Below are 21,118 nucleotides of genomic sequence, written 5' to 3'. Positions count from 1 at the left end.
ACCGGCGGGCGGTTCGCGGCAGGCCCCGCTGAACGGATCGCCGGCCGCCGCCGTTGTAGGCCCGCAGGCCCACGACGGGCTCCGCCCGGCCCGGATGGAGGAAGGTGCGCGTGCGTTTCCCGACCGCTGCCGGCGTCAGCCGGCCACCGGAGAATTCGGCCACCCGGCGCGGCGACGGCGCCCGCCCCACCCGGCGCGGCGTCCTCGTCGCGGCGGTGGCGCTCCTGGCCTCGCTCGCGCTGCCGGCCGCCCCCGCCGGGGCGGCCCCCGCTCCCGGCGCGACGCCGACCGGGAGGTACTATGTGGTCGGCCCGCCGGTGGCCGGGCAGCGGGAGTACCTCTACCAGATCGCGGCCCGCACCCTCGGCAGCGGCAACCGGTACCGGGAGATCTTCGACCTGAACCGGGACCGGCCCCAGCCCGACGGCGGGCGGCTGACCGACCCCAGCGAGCTGCGCCCCGGCTGGGTGCTGGAGCTGCCGGCCGACGCCCGGGGGCCGGGCGTGCGCACCGGCGCGGTCCCGACGGTCGTCGCCACGGCCACCCCGGCGCCGTCGGACACGGCCCCGCCGCGCCGGTCCGGCCACCTCGCGGGCGTCGCCGGGGTCGCCGCCGTCGCCCTGCTCCTCGCGGCCCTGCTCGTCGCGGTCCGGGCACGCCGACGGGCCGGACGCCGCCGCGCCCTGCCCGCCCGCCCACCCAGGCTCGCTCTTCCCGCAGCCCCGGCGTCGGCCGGCAGGGACGCGGCCCACGCCGCGGCCACCGACGCCGCAGCGGCGACCGAGCCAGCGGCGGCAGCCGACGGCGACGTGGCCGGGCCACCGCGGGACGCGGCCGGGGCGGCTCCGCCCCCGGCGGGGTCCCCGCCCGCCCCGCCGGCCTCCCCGCCCACCACGGGAGGCGACCTGCGCACCGAGGTGACCTCGCCCGCCGGCACCCTGGCGGTCCGGGTCACCGGCGCGGCATCGGGCGTCGGCCGGCCCCCCTACGCCTGGTACGCCCCGGCGCACCCCCGGCCGGCGATGCGGCTCCCGGTGCGGCTGGGCGACCGGCGGGGCTGGTCGCTCTGGGTCGACCTGGCCGGCGTGCCGGACGTGTTCACCGTGACCGGCCCGCCCGGTGCCGCCAGCCGGCACGCCCGGGCGCTGGCGGAGCAGGTACGCGCCGCCGGGCACACCGTCACCGTCGTCGGTGACCTGTTCGGCGCGGACCTGCCCGACGGCTGCGTACGCCGGCCGGACTTCCCCACCGACGAGGCGGACCTCCCCGCGGGCGTCGGGGTGGTGTTCAGCGGCGGTCTGTCCGGCCCCGCGCTGGCCTTCGCCCGCCAGGTCCCCACCCTGACCGGGCACCGCCTGGTGCCGGTCGTCGTCGGCCGGGCGCTGCGGGCCCGCTGGTCGGTGACGCACCGCGCCGCCGCCACCGGCGAGGTCGCCGCCTCCGGCGGCGACGGGGGCGACGGGGGCGAACTTTCCGCCGCCGACGGTGAACCGTGACCGGCGACGGGCCGTTGTCGGCCCGAGGCGCCCCACCGGCCGGCGCCCGTCCGCGGTGAGGAGACGGTAGATGATCCGGGTGCTGGGTTCCTGGGCGGGATCCTCGTGGGCGCGCTCGCTGGCCTGCCTCGTGGCGGCCGGCGCGCTGGTCGTCGCCCCCCTCGCCCCGGTCGCGGCGGCACCGCCCCCGGCGTACGTGAAGTACTACGCGGTGACCGCCGGGCCGCGGGGCACGGCGGAGGACCTGACCGGACTCGCCACCAGGTTCCTGGCCGATCCCGACCGGGCCGACGAGATCTACCGGCTCAACGAGGGACGCCGGCAACCGGACGGCCGGACCCTCACCGCCGTCGGGCAGCGGCTGGCGGCCGGCTGGGTCCTGGTGCTGCCCTGGGACGCCGTAGGCGACGGGGTCCGCTACGGCCTGCTGCCGGCGGACGCCCCGAACGGCCCGCCGGCCCGGTCCACGGCGGGCACCTCGGCCTGCGTCGTCGCCGCCTCCGCCGGCACCGGCGCCAACTGGGCCGACGCGGCGCTCTCCCCCGCGCGGGCCTGGCCACGCAGCAGGGGGGCCGGCACGCTGGTGGCGGTGGTCGACTCCGGTGTCGACGCCGGTCTGCCCGCGCTGGCCGGCCGGGTCGCCCCCGGCTCCGACATCACCACCGGCAAGGCCCGCGCCGACACCGACTGCCTGGGCACGGGCACCGCCATGGCGAGCGTGATCGCGGCGGACCCCGGTGTCGGTTCGCGCGGGCCGGTGGTGGGCGTGGCCCCCGGGTCGCGCATCCTGCCGGTCCGGATCGTCTCCGCCACCACCGACGCCGACCCGGCGCGGACCGCCCTCGGCATCGAGGTGGCCGTCTCGGCCGGCGCGCGCGTCGTCGCCCTGGGCGGGCACGCGAGGCTCACCGACTCCGCCGTGGCGCAGGCCGTACGCTCGGCCGTGGCGCACGACGTGGTGGTGGTCGCCCCCGCCGCCACCGTCGACGGCGTCGCCGCGCAGGCGCAGGACGGGCTGCTCCGGGTCGGCGGGGTCGGCCCCGACCGGCGGCCCGTCGCGGCGTACCCGGCCGGCGGGGTCGACGTCACCGCGCCCGGCCTCGACGTGCCGACGCTCGGCGTCGGTGGCACCGGTGCGCACGTCCGCAGCGGCACCGAGTACGCCGTCGCCTACGTCGCCGGCACCGCCGCCCTCGTGCGCGCCGCGCTGCCCGGGGCGGACGCCGCCGGGGTGGCCAACCGGATCAAGGCCACCGCCGACGCGGGGGGCCGGTCGAGCCCGAGCCCCGAGAACGGCTGGGGCATGATCGACCCGCTGGCGGCGGTCGGCCCGGCCGGCACGGCAGCGCCGGCCTCCCGTGGGGCTGGCGGCCCTCATCCGCTGGCGCTCGCCGGCCTCGGTCTCCTGCTGCTGGCCGCGGTGGGGCTGCTCGCCTGGCGGGCCCGCCGGTTCGCCCGGCAGGTCCCGGACGCCGCCGCGCCGGTCCGCGCCGCGACGACGTCCGAACCGGCGTCGTTGCCGTGAGCGCGGTGGCCCGCCGGGCCGGTGTCGGTGTCGTCGGGCTGCTGGTCTCCGTCGGGGTCCTCGCCACCGTGCCGGCCCGTGCCGCCGAGGCCGACCAGCCGCCGCCGCTGCCCCAGGCGGCGGGCACCTGCGTCGGGCCGTCCCCGGTGACGGCGCGGGAGACCCCGTGGGCGCTGCGCCACCTCGCCCCGCAGGCCAGTTGGCCGCTGACCCGGGGCGCGGGGGTGGTGGTCGCCGTGCTGGACACCGGGGTGAGCGCCGCCGCGCCCGCCCTGGCCGGCTCGGTGCGCGCGGGCGCCGACGTCACCGGCGGCCGGGCGGACAGCGACTGCGCCGGCCGGGGCACGGCGTTGGCCGGCATCGTCGCGGCCCGTCCGACGGGCGACGCGGGCCCCACCGGCCTCGCCCCGGACGCCGAGATCCTGCCGGTCCGGGTCACCGACGCGAACCGTCGGATCAGCTCCGCCCGCCTCGCCGCCGGTATCCGGCTCGCCACCGCTGCCAGGGCGGACGTGATCCTGGTCGCCACCGGGGTCGCCACCGGCACCGCCGAGATGGCCCGCGCGGTGCAGGCCGCGGCCGACCGGGACATCCTGGTCGTCGCGGCCGTCGACGACCGGGGGCAGGGCGGCGGCACGGGCCCCCGGGTCGGCTATCCCGCCGGCTATCCGACGGTGTTGGCGGTGAACGCGGTCGGCGTCGACGGGGCGCCCGGCCCGGTGGCGGCCGACGCGGGTGTCGACCTCGCTGCCCCGGGTGCCGGCCTCGGGATCGCCCCACGCGGCTCGGGCCACTACACCGTCGGCGGGGCGGCCGTCGCGGCGGCCTACGTCGCCGGCGTCGCCGCCCTGGTGCGGGCGTACCATCCCGACCTGTCGCAGGCCGAGGTCCGCGCCCGCCTCGAACGGAGCGCGCTGCCCGCCCCGGGCGGTGGCCCGGACCGCGGCAGCGGGGCCGGCGTCCTCGACGCCTACGCCGCCGTGGCCGCCCTCGCTCCCCGCCAGGCCGACGTCCCGGTGCCGGTCGCCGCCGGGCCGGTCGCCGTGCCCGCCCGCCCCGCCCCGTCCCGGGCGGTGCGGGTGGCCGGCCTCACCCTGCTCGGCGCGCTCGTGGTGACCGTGCTCGTCGCCGCCGCCACGCTCACCCGGCGGGGCCCGGGGCGGCCGGCCCGGACGACGCCACCGGCCGGCGCCGGGTGAGTTCCCGGGGCCGGCCGGTGGCCGATCACCGTCCCGCCCGTCCCGGGCGGGTGTCGCGCGCCCGTCGGGGACGGGCGGTGGTGCTCAGGAGGCGGTGCACACCGGGGTCAGGCCGGTGGCGGTCCCGGTGCCCTGGAAACCGAACTCGGTGGACTGGCCGGCGTTCACCGCGCCGTTGTAGCTGACGTTGGTGAACTGCACGCTGCCGCTGGTACCGCTGGCGGTGGCGCTCCAGGTGCCGGTCACCGTGGTCCCGGCCGGCAGGGTGACCTGGACGGTCCAGCCCCTGATCGGCGAGGTGCCGGCGGTGACCCGGACGGTGGCGACGAAGCCCCCGGGCCAGGAGTTCAGCGAGACCGTGGCCGAGCAGCCCGCGGCGGGCGGGGGCGTAGTCGGCGGCGGGGTGGTCGGCGGGGGCGTCGTGGGCGGGGGCGTGGTCGGCGGCGGGGTGGTGGGCGGCGGCGTCGTGGGCGGGGGCGTGGTCGTCGGCGGCGTGGTGGTGCGGCCCTTGTTCAGCTCGTCGAGGACCGCGTGGTAGGCGGCCTTCTTCTGGTAGTTGCCGTTGCCGCCGGTGAACAGCAGGCCCCGCTCGGAGGAGCGCCACGACTCGCTGTCGGAGATGCCCCAGACGGTGATGCCGGTGCACTTGGGGACGTTCAGGCAGGCCCGCACGACCTTGCGGTAGTTCTCCGCCTGACCCGCGCCGATGTCGTTGTTGCTCAGGTCGTCGTCGATGTCCACCTCGGAGAGGTGCACCTCGACGCCGAGGTCGGCGAAGCGCTGGATGTTGGCCTGGAGGTCGTTGGTGATGATGCTGTTCGGGTTGTCGTTGAAGTGCGACTGGAACCCGACGCAGTCGATGTACTGCCGGTAGGTGCGGACGATGTCGTACAGGGCGTTGGCCTTGCGGTTCGGCCCGCCGCCCTGGACCGTGAGGCCCTCGACGTCGTAGTCGTTGATGCAGAGCTTGGTGGAGTATCCGCCGGCCTGCACGACCTGCTTTGCCCGGATGAACGAGTCCCGGATGACGTCGGTGTCGCCGGCGTCGAAGTAGTCGCCGTCGCCGTTGGCGTCGCGGTTCATGGTGTGCGGCCACTGGTTGCGCCGCCGGCCGGTGTTGTTGTCCTCCAGGGCCTCGTTGACGACGTCCCAGTAGGCGATCTTGCTGCCCCAGCGGTTGATGGCGTTGCCGATGAAGGTGTTCAGCGTCGCCTGGCTGGCGCCCTGCAACGCGCCGGCCTGCGAGTGCCACACGAGCGTGTGCCCCCGGACCAGCATGTTGTTGCTCTGGGCGTGGTTGACCAGGGTGTCCGCGCCGCCGGTGTTCTGCAACCCGCCGCTGGACGTGGCGATCCGGTCCGGCTTCATGTCGTTCTCGGGGGTCAGCTGGTTGAAATCCTGACCGACGATCGGGTAGAGCCGGTTGGGTGAGGCGGCGACGCCGAAGAACAGCCCCGCCTTGGCCGCCGCGGCCCGCAGCGTGGTCTCGGCCGCGGCGGCGGGGGCGGTGGACTGGACCGCCACCGCGCCGCTCACCACCAGCAGCACCGCCGCCGGCAGGGCGGTTCTCGTCAGTCGCTTCCGCTGTCTCAGGCTGCCGGTCACAGACCCTCCTTGAGGCATGCCGCCAATAATCGAAGTTCATGCATCCTTATCGGAGGGCCAGTATCGATACGGGTCAGCCACAGTGTCAACAACTTCCGGAAATGTTTCGGAAACCTCGCCGCAGGCCCGGCGTGCCGGCGGGGGCACGTCGGCGCAGGCAGGAGCGGGGCGTCGGCGACCAGCCGGGCCCCGGAGGAAGGGCACCGCCCGCCCGTCGTCCCCAGTCCACGCACCCGGTACCGAAACATTCGGAACCACCGCCGCCCGGAGCGCCGTGACTGCCGCCCGGCCGCGCCGGGATATTGCGTTGCCCACCGCCGCGCCGACCGCAAGGCTGCGCAGGATGGGGACAGAGCCCGAACCCGAGCGCCCGGTCCGGCCGGCCACCGCGTCCGACGCCGACCTGGTCGCCGAGCTGCTGGACGCCTTCAACCGCGAGTTCGACACCCCGACGCCGGGGCCCCGGGTGCTCGCCGCCCGGCTGCGGCGACTGCTCGCCGGAGAGCACTTCCTGGTGCTGCTCGGCGGCGCGCCAGCCGTCGGGGTCGCGGTGCTCTCCTTCCGGCCCAGCCTCTGGTACGCCGGCCCGGTGGCCACCCTCGACGAACTCTACGTGCGCCCCGAGATGCGCGGACAGCGCTACGGACACGCCCTGCTGGACGCCGCCTGCCGGCTGGCCGGCGAACGCGGCGCCGGATCGCTGGAGATCAACGTCGACGGCGAGGACGTCGACGCCCGCCGCTTCTACGAGGCGCACGGCTTCACCAACGTCGAGCCGGGGGCACCCGAGCCGATGTTCTACTACTATCGCGAGCTGGACTGACCCGGGGCGATCCCGACGCCGGCACGCCACCGCCCGGGCCAGGGCGGCCGATCCCCTGCCGCGACTCGACGTGACCGGCGAACGGATCGACTGAGGAGTGTCGGATGGTCGACGTCGAGCAGGTCACCCCGAGCGTGGCCGGGCACGGGGAGGGGCCGGTGTGGTGCCCGGCCGACCAGCGGCTGCGCTGGGTCGACATGCTGGCCGGGGACGTCCTGGCGCTGGACCCGGCCACCGGCACCATCACCCGCCGACACGTCGCCCCGGTGGTCGCGGCCCTGCGCCCCCGGTCCGCCGGTGGGCTGGTCGTCGCCGTCGAGCGGGGCTTCGCGCTGCTGGGGGACGACTCGGTCGAGCTGCTGCCCGAGGTCTGGTCGGACCCGTCGATCCGCATGAACGACGGGGCCTGCGATCCCCTGGGGCGTTTCTACTGTGGCTCGATGGCGTACGACGCGGCGCCGGGCCGGGCCGCGTTGCACCGGCTCGCCGCCGACGGGACGGTCGAGACGGTGCTCACCGGGCTCACCGTCTCCAACGGGCTGGCCTGGACCCGGGACGGCGGCACCGCCTGGTACGTCGACTCGGCCACCCAACGGGTGGACGCCTTCGCCTTCGACCCGGCGACCGGCGAGCTGCGCGACCGGCGGCCGGTGGTGGAGGTGCCGCCGGCGGTGGGCACCCCCGACGGGCTCTGCGTCGACAGCGGGGGCGGCGCGTGGGTCGCCCTGTGGGACGGGGGCGCCGTCCACCGGTACGCGCCGGACGGCCGCCTCACCGCCGTCGTGGAGCTGCCGGTCCGGCGGCCGACGGCGTGCGCGTTCGGCGGCCCCGACCACGCGGACCTCTACGTCACGTCGTCCCGCCTGGGCCTGCCGGACGACGACCGTTCCCCGGCGGGCGCGCTGTTCCGGTTCCGCCCCGAGGTGCCCGGCTTCCCGGCCCATCCCTTCGCCGGCTGAGCCGCGCCCCACGGGGACGGTCACACCCGGCCGGTCGGCGGGTGCCGCGCCGGCGGCAGCCCGGGCACGGCCCGGCAGAGGTCGGCCAGCGTCCCGCCGGCGGCCAGAACGGTGCCGTCGGGGCGGACGACGGCCGCCCGGGCGCGGCCACCGGCCAGCCACCGGCGCAGTTCGCTGCCCGGTGGGGCGTCGACGACGACCGCTCCCCGGCGGGTCAGGTCGGCCCGCTGCTCGGCCGACGGCGTGACGGAGGTGACGACCGCGAACCGGCCCGCCGCCACGTCGTCGAAGCGGACGTCGCCGTCGAGCACGGCGTTCGGGCACAGCCGGCCCGCGACGCCACGGCCCAGCGGGGGCCGCCGCACCAGGGCGGACCGCCGCAGCGCGGGCGTCTCGCTGTCCGTGGCGAGGCGTTGCAGGCCGGGCACGAGGCGCAGGCGCGGCGCCACCACCCGGCGGACGGCGTCCCCCCACCGGCCGCCGGCCGTCATGGCGACGCCGACCAGCTTCGCCAGCCTGATCATGGCGTGGGCGTGCCGCCGGCGTTCGGTCTCGTAGGTGTCGAGGACGCCCTCGGGCAGGCTCCCGTCGAGCACGCCGGCGAGTTTCCAGGCGAGGTTCATCGCGTCGCGCAGCCCGGCGCCCAGGCCCTGACCGACGAACGGCGGCGTGAGGTGGGCGGCGTCGCCGAGCAGGAAGATCCGCCGGTCGCGCCACCGGTCGGCGACCTGGGCGCGGAAGGTGTACTCGGCCGCCCGGACGACCTCCAGCTCCGCGCGGGGCACGGCCCCCGTCCACGGGGCGACCAGCGGATACAGCCGGGCCGGGTCGCGGAAGTCGGCGGCGGCCTCGCCGGGGGCCAGCAGGAACTCCCAGCGGTGCCGGGTCGGGCCGACCCGCAGGTAGGTGCCGGCGCGGACCGGGTCGCAGAGCTGGTGCACGCCCTCCCAGTGGCCGAGCTCGGCCTCGGTGACCACGTCGACGACGAGCCAGCGCTGGGTGAACCCGAGGTCGCGCATGCCGGCGCCGATCGCGGCCCGGGTCGACCCGTTGGCGCCGTCGCAGCCCAGGACGTAGCCCGCGCGGACGACGCCCGGCGCGCCGGTGACCGTGTCGGTGACGCTCACCGCCACGCCGTCCGCGTCCTGGGTCAGGGCGGTGACCTCGGTGTCGCCGCGCAGGGTGGCGTTGTCGTGCCGGCCGAGGTTGCGGCGCAGGATCGCCTCCAGCTCCGGCTGGTCGAACAGGCTCCCCTGCGGGTAGCCGTGCCGGCCCGGCGTCACGTCGCGGGGGAACTCGGCCAGCACCCGCAGGCTCCGGTCGACCAGGCGCAGGCCCCGGTGCGGCCGGGAGATGGCGGCGAACTCCTCCCGGAGCCCCAGCCGGGCGAGGATGCGGTGCACCTCGTCGTCGAGGGCGACCGCCCGGGGCAGCGGGTAGATCTCCGCCCACCGGTCGAGGACCAGGCACTGCACGCCGTGCTGGGCGAGCAGCGTCGCCGCGGTGAGCCCGGTGGGACCCGCGCCGACCACGACGACCGGGACCACGGTCACCGTGCCGCCCGCCTCATCATGGGGAGCTTACCGACGGCGACGACCCGCGGCCGGCCGAGGACCGGCGCGGGTCCCCCGGCCGACCGACGTGCGGCTGCCCGGCCGACCGCCCCCGGCCGGCACGCGCGGGCCGCGTACCGGCCGGGGGCGGTGCCGGCCTCAGGCGACCGGGACCGGCTCCTCGGCCACGGTCCCCGGCTGCGGCGCGGGGCTGCTCCGGCGGGCTTGGCGGCGTTCCCGGCGGCCCTCGACCATCGTGTAGAGAACCGGGATCAGGACCAGGGTGAGCAGGGTGGAGGTGACGAGGCCGCCGATGACGACGACGGCCAGCGGGGTGGAGATGAACGCGCCCGCGCCGGTGATGCCCAGCGCCATCGGCAGGAGGGCGAAGATGGTCGCCAGGGCCGTCATCAGGATCGGGCGCAGCCGGCGCTGACCGCCCTCCACGACCGCCTCGGCGACGCTCATGCCCCGCTCGCGGTACTGGTTGATCAGGTCCATCAGCACGATGGCGTTGGTGACGACGATGCCGATCAGCATCAGGATGCCGATGAGCGCGGCGACGCCCAGCGGCGTGCCGGTGACCAGCAGCAGGGCGAACGCGCCGACGAACGCGAACGGGATGGACACCAGCAGGATCAGGGTCTGGCGGATGCTGCGGAACACGCCCACCAGGATCAGGAACACCAGGGCGACGGCGGCGGCCATGGCCAGGATGAGCTGCGAGAACGCCTCGCTCTGGTCGGCGGTGACACCGCCGATCTCGTAGCTCGAACCGGCGGGCAGGGTCAGGGCGTCGAGCCGGTCGGTGACCGCGCTGCTGGCCGCGCCGGTGTCGTCGCCGACCGGGGTCGCGGTCACGGTGTTCGTCCGCTCGCCGTCGACGTGGGTGCGCTGCACGGGCCCGTCGACGCGGCTGACGGTGGCGACCTGGTCCAGGCGTACGGTCGCGGTGCCAGCGGGCAGCACCAGCGCCTTGACCTCGGCGAGGCTGTCCGGCGTGGCGTCTGCCGTCCGCACGAGCACGTCGCGCGCCGCGCCGTCGAGGGTGACCTGGGTGACGGTGCTCCCCTCGACGGACTGCCGCAGCGCCGAGACGATCGCGGTGGTGCTCAGCCCGTAGCGGGCGGCGGCCTGACCGTCGGGCACGATGCTGATCTGCGGCGCGCTCTCGCTGAGGTCGCTCTCCACGTCGGTGACCTGCGAGACGCCGGCCAGGGCCTCCTGCACCTGCCGGGTGGCCTGGCTCAGGGCCTGGTCGTCGTCGGCCCGGATCGACACCGAGATGGTGCTGTCGCCGCCGGGGCCGCCACCGCCGCCGAGTTTCAGCTCACCCGCGTCGGTGATCTCCGCGAGCCGGTCGCGCACCGCGTCGCCGACCGTGGCGCTGTCCGCGTCGTCGGCCAGGTTGAGGGTGTACGAGACGTTGCTGGCGCTACGCGAGCCGAAGAACCCGCCGGACGAACCGATCACCACCTGGTACGACTCCACGCCGTCGACCGAGGCCAGGGCGGTCTCGACCTTCTTCGCCGCCGCGTCGGTCGTGGCCAGGTCGGTGCCGGCCGGGAGGGTCTGGGTTACCCCGATGGAGTCCTCGCCGGAGTCGCCGATGAAGGTGGTCTTCAGGCTCCCGGCCAGCACGACCGTGGCGGCCAGCAGGGCCAGCGCCCCGGCCAGCACGGTCTTGCGGTGGCCGACCGCCCAGCGAATGACCGGCAGGTAGACGCGCGGCAGCAGGCCACGCCGCTCGTGTTCCTCCACCCGGGCGCGGTACTCGTCGGCCGGCACGCCGGCAGCGTCTGCGGGTGCCTTCAGGAACCAGTACGCCAGCACCGGCACGACGGTGAGCGACACCAGCAGCGAGGCGAGCATCGCGGCGGAGACGGTGATCGAGAAGGATCCGAACAGCTCGCCGACGAACCCGCCGACCAGTGCGATCGGCAGGAACACCGCCACGGTGGTGAGCGTGGACGAGGTGACGGCGCTGGCGACCTCGCGGACGGCGGTCAGCACCGCCGCGCGCCGGTCCTCGCCGTAGCCGAGATGGCGTTTGATGTTCTCCAGGACCACGATGGAGTCGTCCACGACGCGGCCAACGGCGATGGTCAGGGCGCCGAGGGTGAGGATGTTCAGCGAGTAGTCGCGCTGCCACACCGCGATGAGCGCGACGAGCAGCGACAGCGGGATGGACACGGCGGTGACCACGGTGGCGCGGGCCGAGCGCAGGAACAGCACGATGACGAGGATCGCCATGAGCAGGCCCAGCGCGCCCTCCTCGACGAGGCCGTTGACCGCCTCCTTGACCCCCGGCCCCGAGTCGGAGACGACGACGAGGCGGGCGTCGTCGCCGAGGGCGTCCTGCAGCTGCGGCAGCTGGTCGCGGACCTCGTCGGAGATGTTCGGGCTGCTGCCGCCGTGGTCCATGGTGAGGGAGATGCCGAGACTGGGCTTGCCGTCCGTGCGGGTGATCGACGTGACGGGGGCATCGGTGAGAGCCACGGTCGCGACCTGCTCGAGCTGCACGGGCTTGCCCGCAGCGGCGCCGGACGGGGCCGCCGGTGCGGGTGCGGCGCCGCCCTGTCCCGCCCCCGGACGGCCGACGGCCGGGCCGGCGGCGGACGCGGTCGGCGACAGCCACAGGCCCTGGATCTGGCTCAGCGAGGTGACCGGCCGGCCGACGGCCAGGCTGAGGTTGCGCCCGTCGGAGGTGATCTGCCCGGCCGACGAGGTGCCGCCGAGGGTGCCCAGCGCGGTGACGATCGACTGCGTGGTCAGCCCGGCCCTGGTCAGGGCGGCGGTGTCCGGCGTGACGGTCACGACCTGGTCGCGTACGCCGGAGATGGCGACGTCGTTGACGCCGTCGACCGCCCGCAGCGCCGGCACGACCTTCTCGTCGAGGGCGGCGGCGAGCGCGTGCTGGTCGCCGTCGGAGGTGGCGGCCAGGACCATCGTCGGCAGGTCCGCCGTGCTGCCGGTGAGCACCTGCGGGTCGACGCCGGCCGGCAGCGTGGAGGAGATCTTCGAGACGGCCTGCTCGACGTCGGTGGCGGCCTGGTCGATGTCGCTGTCGAAGGAGAACGAGATCATCACCTGCACCGAGCCCTGCTGCGAGGTCGAGGTGGTGCTCTCCACCCCGTCGATGCCCTCGACGGCCTTCTCGATCGGGCCGGTGACCTGCTCCTCCACGACCTCCGGCGGCGCGCCGGGGTAGCCGGCGACCACGGTCACGGCGGGGAAGGACAGGTCGGGCAGCAGCTGCTGCTTGAGCGACGGGATCACGTAGATCCCCAGGGCGACGAGGAGGGCGGTGAGCAGAGCCACCAGCCTCCGGTTCGCAAGACTGACCCGGGACAGGAACAACACCAGCGACCTCGCTCGCGGCTAGACGACTCCGTGGCGCGCGGGGCGCCTGGCGAAAGTCTCCGGGCGGACGGGGCCGGTCGGCATCGTCCAGCCGCGGTCGGTCCACTACCACAAACGTGGTATTCCCACCCATCGCCGTACCGCCGGCTAGGCCCCCGCCCCCTACGGGGTGGCGTCCCCGGGCCTGACCAACCCGCTCTGGTAGGCGACCACGACCAACTGGGCCCGGTCCCGCACGCCGAGCTTGGTCATGGCGCGGTTGACGTGCGTCTTGGCGGTGGAGGACGCGAGGTGCAGCCGGGTGGCGATGTCGTCGTTCGACAGGCCGAGGGCGACCAGGGCGAGGACCTCCCGCTCCCGGTCGGTGAGCACGTCGAGCACGGTGGTGTCCGGCGGGGCGGGGTCGCCGCTGGTGAGGAACCGGGCGATCAGCGCCCGGGTGGCCTTCCCGGACAGCAGCGCGTCGCCGTTGGCGACGGTTCGGATCGCCTCGATCAGTTCGGTGGGGGTGGCCCCCTTGCCGAGGAACCCGCTCGCCCCGGCCCGCAGCGCCCCCAGGACGTACTCGTCGAGCTCGAACGTGGTGAGGATGAGCACCCGCACCCCCGCCAGGTCCTCGTCGGCGGTGATGAGCTGCGTCGCCTGGAGGCCGTCGACCTCCGGCATGCGGATGTCCATGAGCACCACGTCGGCACGCGCCGACCTGGCCAGCCGGACCGCCTCGCGGCCGCTGGCCGCCTCCGCGACCACCTCGAGATCGGGCGCGGATTCGATGATGCCGCGCAGGCCGGTGCGGATCAGGGCCTGGTCGTCGGCGAGGAGCACGCGAATGGTCACGGGGTGCCTCCGGGGCGTGCCGTGCTGGGCAGCACGGCTCGGACGTGGAAACGGCGCGGGCCCGCGGGCCCGGCGGCGAGGCTGCCGCCGACGGCGACGGCGCGTTCACGCATGCCGATCAGGCCGTGGCCGGTGGCGTCAGGCCGCCGGCCGCCGGAGACGGTGGGGTTGCCGACATCGACGACCAGGTCGTCGGGGCGGTACTCGACCCGCAGGCCGGCCACGTCACCGGTGCCGTGCTTGTGCGCGTTGGTGAGCGCCTCCTGCACGATCCGGTACGCGGCCTGGTCGATCGCGGCGGGCAGCGGCCGCGCCTGGCCGACCTGCTGGTGCTCGACCCGCAGGCCGGCGGCGGCGACGGAGTCCAGCAGTTCCCCGAGCTGCGCCAGGCCGCGCACCGGTTCGGTGGGCGCGTCGGCGTCGCCGTTCTGCCGCAGCAGGGCGAGGATGGTGGCCAGTTCGTCGAGCACGGTCCTGGCCGCCTGTCGTACGTGTGCCACCGAGGCCGCCGCCTGGTCGGGACGGGTGTGCACGCTGTGCTCGGCCAGCCCGGCGTGCACGTTGATGACCGCGATGTGGTGCGCGACGACGTCGTGGAGGTCACGGGCGATCCGCACCCGCTCCTCGGCGACCCGGCGGCGGGCCTCCTCCTCGCGGGTCCGCTCGGCGCGGCGGGCGCGCTCCTCGACGGCGGACACGTACGCGCGGCGGATGCGGGCGGCGTCGCCGATCGCGGTGGCCATGCCGATCCAGGCGGCCACGCCGAGCGGCGGGCCGAGCCAGCCCTCGCCGGTCCAGGCGACGGCCGCGCCGTACACGACGGTCGCCGCGCCCCCGCCGGCGAGCCAGGCCGTGGGTCGGTTGGTGTGCGCCGCGACGGTGTAGGCGGCGACGGCGGTCACCACGAGGAAGGCCGGGGGTTGCCCGCCGACGGCGACGGCGCCGGCGGCGAGCAGGGCCGAGACGGCGAGGACGGGCAGCGGCCACCGGCGGCGCACCAGCACCAGCGTGAAGGCGGCTCCGGCGACCAACGCGTCGGGCCAGGCCAACGGGCGGCCCTCGGTCTCCCCTGGCCGCCCGACGAGCGTCATGACGAGCATCAGCGCCGCGACGGCCGCGCCGAGCAGCGCGTCGGGTGCGCGCGGGTGCGTCCGCCACCAGGCCGGCGACTGGTGAGCGCCCGGTTCGTCCATGAAGATCACATTACCGGGCGGCCCGGCCCACCGGCGTCTGCCGAGCGTGGTAGGCCCGCCTACCGCAGCCGTGGTAGCGGACGGCGGGCGCGGGGTGCCCCGGCGGGGCCGGCGCGGCGGATCGGCGTCGGCCCCACCGGGGGCGGGTCTCCGGCCGTCAGGCGCGGGACCACTGCATGCTGGTCGCGGAGCCGCAGGCGCGCTGTTCCAGGGCCGCGCCCGGGGTGGTCGAGCCGCCGACCACGTTGAGGCACTTGGCGCTGTTCAGGTTGACCAGCTGGTAGTAGCCGTCACCGGTCGACCGCCAGGTGAAGGTCTGGTTGGCCCCACCGTGGCAGGTGTACTGGACGATCTGCGCGCCGTCCGCGGTCGAGGCGTTGACCACGTCGACGCACTTTCCGCTGTTGACGCTCTGGAGGGTGACGTTGCCGTTGCCGGCGTCGTTGAACCGCCACTGCTGCCAGGGGTTGCCGTTGCTGGTCCACTGGCCGATGACGGCCAGGTCGTTCAGGTTGGGCGCCTGCACGTCGATGACCTGGCCGCTGTTGCGGTTGGTGACGCGGTAGGACGTGCCGGCGCCGGTGCCGGCGGTGAACTGCCACCAGTTGAGGTTGAACAGGTTGCCGCTGCCGCCGACGAACCGTAGGTACAGGTCCTGGGTGCCGGTCGCGCCGGTCACCGGGCAGGACACCGTCTGCCACGTCTGCCACCCACCCGTGACCGGCACCGTGCACGCGGCGACCCGGGTGCCCGTCGGGCTGCCCAACCGCGCCTCGATCGTGCCTCCACTGCCGGCCGAGGCCACCCGCGCGCTCAACGACGCCGCGCCCGACCCGAACGCCACCCCCTTCACCTTGACGTAGTCACCGTTGTTGAGGAAACCCACGTTCATCCCGCCCTCACTGGCGGGCTCCGTCTCCACCCCCACCGACCAGGCGATCGTCTCCGCCTCCTGCCGCACATACGGATTCAACGTCCCGATCTGCGGCGCACCCGTGGTGGTCATGTTCATGCTCGGGATCGTCCCGTCACTACGGTAGGAGAACTTCTCCACCGCCACCGACCGGGTGTAACCACCCCCACCCGGCAACGCCCCGTTGTGATAGAAGAAATACGACCCCCCGTTGAAGTCGATCACCCCCGGGTGGTTCGTGAAGCTCCCGCCCTGCCGCGGCATCACCGTCCCCCGATACGTCCACGGCCCCGTCGGACCCGGCGCCGTCGAGTAACCGATGAACTCCGAACAACACTCCGCCGCGAACACGTTGTAGTACATGCCGTTACGCTTGTACACCCACGGCCCCTCCTCATACAGGGTCGGCCGCGACGCGTTACCCGTCCGCGTCCCGAACCCCGCCGTGGTCAACGGAATCTTCGTCGGACTCCCCGCATACGACACCATGTCCGCGTTCAACTTCACATACCACAGGTTCGGATTACCCCAGTACAGGTACGCCTGCCCGTCATCGTCGATCATCACGTTCGGATCGATCTCACCGTTACCCACCAACGGCCGACCGATCGCATCCCGGAACGGCCCCGTCGGACTGTCAGCCACCCCGACACCGATCACCATCCCACCACCACGCTGCTTCACCGGCACATACCAGTAGAACTTGTTGTTCCGCGCCACGACGTGCCCCGCCCACGCGTCCGCCTCCGCCCACGAGAACGTCGCCAGACTCATCGGCGAACCATGATCAGTCCAGTTCACCATGTCCGCCGACGAGAACACCCGCCAGTCCTTCATCGTGAAATACGTCGACCCATCCTCGTCGTGGCCGGTATAGAGATAGATCCGACCGTTGTAGACCAACGGCGCAGGATCCGCCGTATAGATCGTCTGCACGATCGGATTGTCGGCCCGCGCCGGGCTCGCCGGGAGCAGCGTGGCGATCAGGAAGAGGCTCACGAGCCAGGCGCCGGCGCGTCTGATCCGGGCCCGGGTCACGGATGGGCTTGCGACTGTCATCGTCATCTCCTGGTGGTGGCGTGCGGGGCTGTCGGCGCGGCCGGCAGCCGACCGGGCGGGTCGCGTTCCCCCTCTCGGCGACGGTGGCGGTCTCGTGGCGGGAGAGCTGGTCGCCCCGCTGGCGCAGGCGTCGGCCGGGGAACCCGTGCGCGCGCAACGGAGACCGGCCCGAGCGGGCCAGGTCGGCGACCCGGAGGACGGTCCCGTCGACGCGGCGGGCGGCGGTGTCCGTCGTCCGCCGCGAGCGTGCCGGCCGGCGTTTCCCCACTGTGAGCGATCACATAGCCGCTCGTCAAGATTTAACGGCGTGGATGCGTGGCGGAAACCTCGCCCACCTACCGGACTTCCACCCACGCCCCGAAATCGGGGCCGACAGGCAGCCCTCCATCGCCGACACCGCGATGTTATCGCTCACACGAGGCCACGGGAGGCGGCCCGCCGCGCCGGAACCTCCACGCGCGCCGCGTCGCGTGAACCCGGGGCGACCGGGGTGAAGATGAAGGCCCTCGATGTTAACGTTCATACGGCCGCCGCGCGCAGCGCGGCCGACACCCCGCCGCCCGACGGGTGCCGCGGGTATTGGTCTGATGCCTGTGGGGCGCAGGCCCGCAACCCGGCCGGGAAAGCGCCCCAGACGCGGGCCCTTGAGAGCGCCGACGCGCATTGACGTTACGCATCGGAAACCTTTAACGTCTGACGTCTTGGCCGTGAGGCACGCCACCACACCGCTGCCGCCCCACTCCGCCGCTGGAGGGAGCATCATGTCCCGCCCCTCGCTCTCCCAACGTTCGCTGCTGGCCGCCCTGGGCCGGCCCACCGGCACCGCGCCGGCCAGCGTCAACGCCGACACCGGCCACGACGGCGGCGGCAACCCGCTCTGGACCGTCACCACCGCCTGATCCCCGCGGCGCGCCGCCCACCACCGGAGAGATGGAGAGGACACGATGAACCGAAGAAACCTGCTGGGTACGGGGCTGACGTTGCTGCTCGGCGCGACGGCGGCCCTCACCGCCGGCTGCGGTGACCAGGCGGGCGACGGGGCCGGCGCGGGCGGCGGCCGGCCGCTCGTCGGGGTCGACTACCCCCGCTCGGACACCGACTTCTGGAACTCGTACATCACCTACGTGCCGAAGTCCGCCGAGGAGCTGGGCGTCGAGCTGAAGACCACCAACTCGCAGAACGACATCGCCAACCTCATCTCCAACGCGCAGACCTTCCTGAGCCAGGGCGTCAAGGGGGTGGTGATGGCCCCGCAGGACACCGCAGCCATCGCGCCGACCCTGGCCCAGTTCGAGAGCCGCAAGATCCCGGTGGTCACCATCGACACCCGGCCGGACACCGGCAGGGTGTTCATGGTGGTGCGCGCGGACAACCGCGCCTACGGCACCAAGGCGTGCCAGTTCCTCGGCGCCAAGCTGGGCGGCAAGGGCAAGGTCGTGATGCTCCAGGGCGGCCTGGACTCGATCAACGGCCGGGACCGCACCGAGGCGTTCAACGAGTGCATGCGCAAGGACTTCCCCGGCATCACCGTGTTCGGCGAGGCCACCGACTGGAAGGCCGACGTGGCGGCGTCGAAGCTACAGACCCGCTTCGCGTCGGACCCGGACGTCAAGGGCATCTACATGCAGTCCTCGTTCGCGCTGTCGGGCACGTTGCAGATCCTCAAGCAGCGCGGCCTCCAGGTGCCGCCGACCGACCCCCGGCACGTCTTCGTCGTCTCCAACGACGGCATCCCCGAGGAGCTGAAGAACATCGGCGACGGCCTGATCGACGCCACCGTCAGCCAGCCGGCCGACCTGTACGCCAGGTACGGGCTGGAGTACGTCAAGGCGGCGATCGAGGGCAGGACGTTCCAGCCGGGCCCCACCCCGCACGGCAGCACCATCATCCAGGTGCGCGACGGCCTGCTGGAGGACCAGCTCCCCGCGCCGCTGGTGACGCTGGACGGCGCGCCGGTCGCGGGGCAGCCCACCGTGAAGTTCGACGACGCGTCGCTGTGGGGCCGCAACGCATGAGTGCCGCCCCGCACCGCCCCGGCGACGGGCCGGCCGGCGACGGCCAGCCCGTCGTCGAGGCCGTGGACATCACCAAGCGCTTCGGGTCCACGCTCGCGCTGTCCGGGGCGGGCATCCTGGTCCGCCGCGGCGAGACGCACGCCCTGGTGGGGCGCAACGGCGCCGGCAAGTCGACGCTGGTGAGCATCCTCACCGGGTTGCAGGCCGCCGACTCCGGCGCGGTGGCCTTCGACGGCCGTCCGGCCCCGCTGCTGGGTGACCGCGACGCCTGGCGGCAGCGGGTGGCGTGCGTCTACCAGAAGTCGACGATCATCCCCACCCTCACCGTGGCGGAGAACCTGTTCCTCAACCGGCACGCGCGGGGCCGCAGCGGGCTGATCCGCTGGTCGGGCCTGCGGCGGGAGGCGGAGCAGCTGCTCGCGGCGTGGTCGGTCGACGTCGACGTGCGCCAGCCGGCGTCGACGCTCACCGTCGAGCAGCGGCAGTTCGTGGAGATCGCCCGGGCGCTCTCCTTCGGGGCCCGGTTCATCATCCTCGACGAGCCGACCGCCCAGCTCGACGCCGCCGGCATCAGCCGGCTGTTCGCCCGGATCCGGGACCTGCGGGCCCACGGGGTGACGTTCCTGTTCATCAGCCACCACCTCCAGGAGATCTACGAGCTCTGCGACCGGGTGACGGTCTTCCGCGACGCCCGGCACGTCGTCACCGCGGACGTGGCCGGGTTGAGCCGGCAGGCGCTGGTGGCCGCGATGACCGGCGAGGACGTGACGATGCCGGAGGCCGAACACCGGCGGCTGGCGTCCGACGCGCCGGTGCTGCTGTCGGTGCGTGACCTGGTCACCTCGTCCGGCGCGCGGCTGTCGCTTGAGGCCCGGGTGGGGGAGGTCGTCGGCATCGCCGGTGGCGGCGGCAGCGGCAAGGTGGAGGTCGCCGAGGCGATCGTCGGTCTGGCCCGCCCGGCGGGCGGGACGGTCGCCGTCGGTGGCCGGGCGCTGCGGCCGGGCAGCGTGCCCGACGCGCTCGACGCGGGCGTGGGGCTGGTGCCGCAGGACCGGCACCGGGAGGGCCTGGTGCCGGCGCTGTCCATCGCGGAGAACGTCACGATGACCGTGCCGCGCCGCGTCGGGCGGTACGGCCTCATCTCGTCGGCCCGGCGCGACGCCCTGGCCCGGGACACGATCGCCGACCTGGCGATCAAGACGGCCGGGCCGCAGGTGCCGGTCTCGGAGCTCTCCGGCGGCAACCAGCAGAAGGTCGTGATGGGCCGGGCGTTGGCCAGCGGCCCCCGGGTGCTGGTCCTCGTCACGCCGACCGCCGGGGTCGACGTGCGGTCCAAGCAGACCCTCCTCGGCGTCGTCGAGCAGGTGCGCGGCCGGGGCAGCACCGTGCTGGTGGTCTCCGACGAGCTCGACGACCTGCGGATCTGCGACCGCGTGCTGGTGATGTTCCAGGGCCGGGTCGTCGGCGAGATGGCCCACGGCTGGAGCGACAACGATCTGGTAGCCGCCATGGAAGGGGTGGACCTCCACCATGTCTGACACGCTGTCCACCGCCACGGCGTCGTCCCCGGTGCCCCCGCCGGCGCGCGCGCCGTCGCGGAGCCTGGTCGTCGCCCGGCTGCGGGACCTGGCGCTGGTGCCGGCGATCATCGCGGTCGCGGTCGTCGGGTCGATCGTCAACCCGGTCTTCCTCAGCTCCGACAACATCATCAACGTGCTGCAGAGCATGTCGGAGATCGCCATCCTGGTCCTCGCCCAGACCATCGTGCTGATCACCGGCAGGATGGACCTGTCGCTGGAGTCCACCTTCGGCCTGGCGCCCGGCATCGCCGCCTGGCTGATCGTCGACCCCGCGCTCACCCGGGGGCTCGGGCTCGGCGTGCTGCCGGACGGCTGGGCGATCCCGGTGGTCCTGCTCGTCGGCGCCCTCGTCGGCGCGTTCAACGGGCTGCTCATCGTCCGGTTCGGCCTCAACGGCTTCATCGTGACGCTGGGCATGCTCATCATCCTGCGCGGGCTGCTCACCGGCATCTCCGGCGGACAGACCTTCTTCGCGCTGCCCGGGTCGATGACGTACCTGGGCTCGGCGAGCTGGTTCGGTGCGCCGGCCTCGATCTGGGTGTCGCTGCTGCTGTTCGCCGCCGGGATCGTGGTCCTCGGGCACACCCGCGCCGGCCGGGCGCTGTACGCGATCGGCGGCAACGAGGACGCGGCGCGCGCGGCGGGCATCCGCACCGACCGGGTGCTGTGGATCGCGCTCGTCGTGGCCAGCGTGCTCGCGGCGCTCGCCGGCCTGCTGATCAGCGGACGGCTCGCGGCGGTGCCGTCGGCCCAGGGCAGCGGCGCGATCTTCCAGGTCTTCGCGGCGGCGGTGATCGGCGGCGTCAGCCTCAACGGCGGCAGGGGAACCGTGTTCGGCGCCTTCACCGGCGTGCTACTTTTATTCATGATCATCAACGTGTTGACCCTGGCGGGGGTGCCCGCGCAGTGGACGAACTTCCTCAACGGCGCCGTCATCCTGGTGGCCCTGGTGGTCTCCCGCATCACCGGGGGCAAGGCGCAGACGTGAGGCGACCCGG

The 21,118-nt window shown here is 74.5% G+C and carries 15 protein-coding genes; 9 read left to right on the top strand and 6 right to left on the bottom strand.

The genetic code is table 11. The features are described from left to right. Nucleotides 1-110 precede the first annotated feature (110 nt). The 3 genes from O7633_RS32145 (at nt 111) to O7633_RS32135 (ending at nt 4,220) form a co-directional block, all read left to right on the top strand. The gene (locus O7633_RS32145) at nt 111-1,496 is read left to right on the top strand and encodes a hypothetical protein (protein WP_282325082.1); all 1,386 of its coding nucleotides are present in this window, start codon (nt 111-113) and stop codon (nt 1,494-1,496) included. A 70-nt stretch (nt 1,497-1,566) separates the two neighbouring features. Continuing rightward, entirely contained in the window at nt 1,567-3,021 is a 1,455-nt protein-coding gene (locus O7633_RS32140) for a S8 family serine peptidase (RefSeq protein WP_282325081.1), read from the top strand. Continuing rightward, nucleotides 3,018-4,220, top strand: coding sequence for a S8 family serine peptidase (locus tag O7633_RS32135; protein ID WP_282325080.1), 1,203 nt, complete (start codon nt 3,018-3,020; stop codon nt 4,218-4,220). Before O7633_RS32140 ends, O7633_RS32135 begins: the two co-directional genes overlap by 4 nt. Nucleotides 4,221-4,304: 84 nt before the next feature. On the opposite strand, the gene O7633_RS32130 is transcribed toward O7633_RS32135, so the two are convergent. Continuing rightward, a complete protein-coding gene (locus O7633_RS32130; RefSeq protein WP_282325079.1) occupies nt 4,305-5,825 on the bottom strand; it encodes an endo-1,4-beta-xylanase in 1,521 nt (506 codons plus the stop codon). A gap of 343 nt (nt 5,826-6,168) precedes the next feature. Between O7633_RS32130 and O7633_RS32125 the strand changes: the two genes are divergently transcribed. After that, nucleotides 6,169-6,648, top strand: coding sequence for a GNAT family N-acetyltransferase (locus tag O7633_RS32125; protein ID WP_282325078.1), 480 nt, complete (start codon nt 6,169-6,171; stop codon nt 6,646-6,648). A 104-nt stretch (nt 6,649-6,752) separates the two neighbouring features. Next, on the top strand, nt 6,753-7,607 hold the full coding sequence (locus O7633_RS32120) for an SMP-30/gluconolactonase/LRE family protein (protein ID WP_278134056.1): 855 nt from the start codon (nt 6,753-6,755) through the stop codon (nt 7,605-7,607). A gap of 20 nt (nt 7,608-7,627) precedes the next feature. Here the strand turns inward: O7633_RS32120 and O7633_RS32115 are convergent, their stop codons facing one another. The 5 genes from O7633_RS32115 to O7633_RS32095 form a co-directional block, all read right to left on the bottom strand. Beyond that, the gene (locus O7633_RS32115) at nt 7,628-9,160 is read right to left on the bottom strand and encodes a bifunctional 3-(3-hydroxy-phenyl)propionate/3-hydroxycinnamic acid hydroxylase (protein WP_278134054.1); all 1,533 of its coding nucleotides are present in this window, start codon (nt 9,158-9,160) and stop codon (nt 7,628-7,630) included. Nucleotides 9,161-9,319: 159 nt separating this feature from the next. Next, complete coding sequence (locus tag O7633_RS32110; protein WP_282325077.1) at nt 9,320-12,523, bottom strand: efflux RND transporter permease subunit; 3,204 nt, start codon at nt 12,521-12,523, stop codon at nt 9,320-9,322. Between the two features lie 162 nt (nt 12,524-12,685). Continuing rightward, nucleotides 12,686-13,360 (bottom strand): response regulator transcription factor, encoded by a 675-nt coding sequence (locus O7633_RS32105; RefSeq protein ID WP_282325076.1) that lies wholly within the window; start codon nt 13,358-13,360, stop codon nt 12,686-12,688. After that, nucleotides 13,357-14,553, bottom strand: a complete 1,197-nt coding sequence (locus O7633_RS32100) for a histidine kinase (RefSeq protein WP_282325075.1) — start codon at nt 14,551-14,553, stop codon at nt 13,357-13,359. Before O7633_RS32100 ends, O7633_RS32105 begins: the two co-directional genes overlap by 4 nt. A 157-nt stretch (nt 14,554-14,710) precedes the next feature. Next, entirely contained in the window at nt 14,711-16,525 is a 1,815-nt protein-coding gene (locus O7633_RS32095; RefSeq protein ID WP_282325074.1) for an RICIN domain-containing protein, read from the bottom strand. 761 nt (nt 16,526-17,286) lie between these two features. On the opposite strand from O7633_RS32095, the gene O7633_RS32090 reads away from it, so the two are divergent. The 4 genes from O7633_RS32090 to O7633_RS32075 are packed head-to-tail and all read left to right on the top strand — an operon-like array spanning nt 17,287 to nt 21,108. Beyond that, nucleotides 17,287-17,424, top strand: a complete 138-nt coding sequence (locus tag O7633_RS32090) for a hypothetical protein (protein ID WP_282325073.1) — start codon at nt 17,287-17,289, stop codon at nt 17,422-17,424. Nucleotides 17,425-17,469: 45 nt separating this feature from the next. Next, entirely contained in the window at nt 17,470-18,540 is a 1,071-nt protein-coding gene (locus tag O7633_RS32085; protein ID WP_282325072.1) for a sugar ABC transporter substrate-binding protein, read from the top strand. Further along, on the top strand, nt 18,537-20,078 hold the full coding sequence (locus tag O7633_RS32080) for a sugar ABC transporter ATP-binding protein (protein ID WP_282325071.1): 1,542 nt from the start codon (nt 18,537-18,539) through the stop codon (nt 20,076-20,078). The genes O7633_RS32085 and O7633_RS32080 overlap by 4 nt, the downstream gene beginning before the upstream one ends. After that, nucleotides 20,071-21,108, top strand: coding sequence for an ABC transporter permease (locus tag O7633_RS32075; RefSeq protein ID WP_282325070.1), 1,038 nt, complete (start codon nt 20,071-20,073; stop codon nt 21,106-21,108). Before O7633_RS32080 ends, O7633_RS32075 begins: the two co-directional genes overlap by 8 nt. Nucleotides 21,109-21,118 lie beyond the last annotated feature (10 nt).

The sequence above is a fragment of the Micromonospora sp. WMMD712 genome, assembly GCF_029581295.1.
Lineage (GTDB): Bacteria > Actinomycetota > Actinomycetes > Mycobacteriales > Micromonosporaceae > Micromonospora > Micromonospora carbonacea.
The sequence above is the reverse complement of the archived record's forward strand: the minus strand, read 5'-3'. Positions and strand labels throughout refer to the sequence as shown.

What these genes read in the sequence shown, in the direction of transcription:
- O7633_RS32140 (WP_282325081.1), top strand. Translation starts at nt 1,567, where the DNA reads ATGATCCGGGTGCTGGGTTCCTGGGCGGGATCCTCGTGGGCGCGCTCG.
- O7633_RS32125 (WP_282325078.1), top strand. Translation starts at nt 6,169, where the DNA reads ATGGGGACAGAGCCCGAACCCGAGCGCCCGGTCCGGCCGGCCACCGCG.
- O7633_RS32120 (WP_278134056.1), top strand. Translation starts at nt 6,753, where the DNA reads ATGGTCGACGTCGAGCAGGTCACCCCGAGCGTGGCCGGGCACGGGGAG.
- O7633_RS32100 (WP_282325075.1), bottom strand. Translation starts at nt 14,553, where the DNA reads ATGGACGAACCGGGCGCTCACCAGTCGCCGGCCTGGTGGCGGACGCAC.
- O7633_RS32095 (WP_282325074.1), bottom strand. Translation starts at nt 16,525, where the DNA reads ATGACAGTCGCAAGCCCATCCGTGACCCGGGCCCGGATCAGACGCGCC.
- O7633_RS32090 (WP_282325073.1), top strand. Translation starts at nt 17,287, where the DNA reads ATGTCCCGCCCCTCGCTCTCCCAACGTTCGCTGCTGGCCGCCCTGGGC.
- O7633_RS32085 (WP_282325072.1), top strand. Translation starts at nt 17,470, where the DNA reads ATGAACCGAAGAAACCTGCTGGGTACGGGGCTGACGTTGCTGCTCGGC.
- O7633_RS32080 (WP_282325071.1), top strand. Translation starts at nt 18,537, where the DNA reads ATGAGTGCCGCCCCGCACCGCCCCGGCGACGGGCCGGCCGGCGACGGC.
- O7633_RS32075 (WP_282325070.1), top strand. Translation starts at nt 20,071, where the DNA reads ATGTCTGACACGCTGTCCACCGCCACGGCGTCGTCCCCGGTGCCCCCG.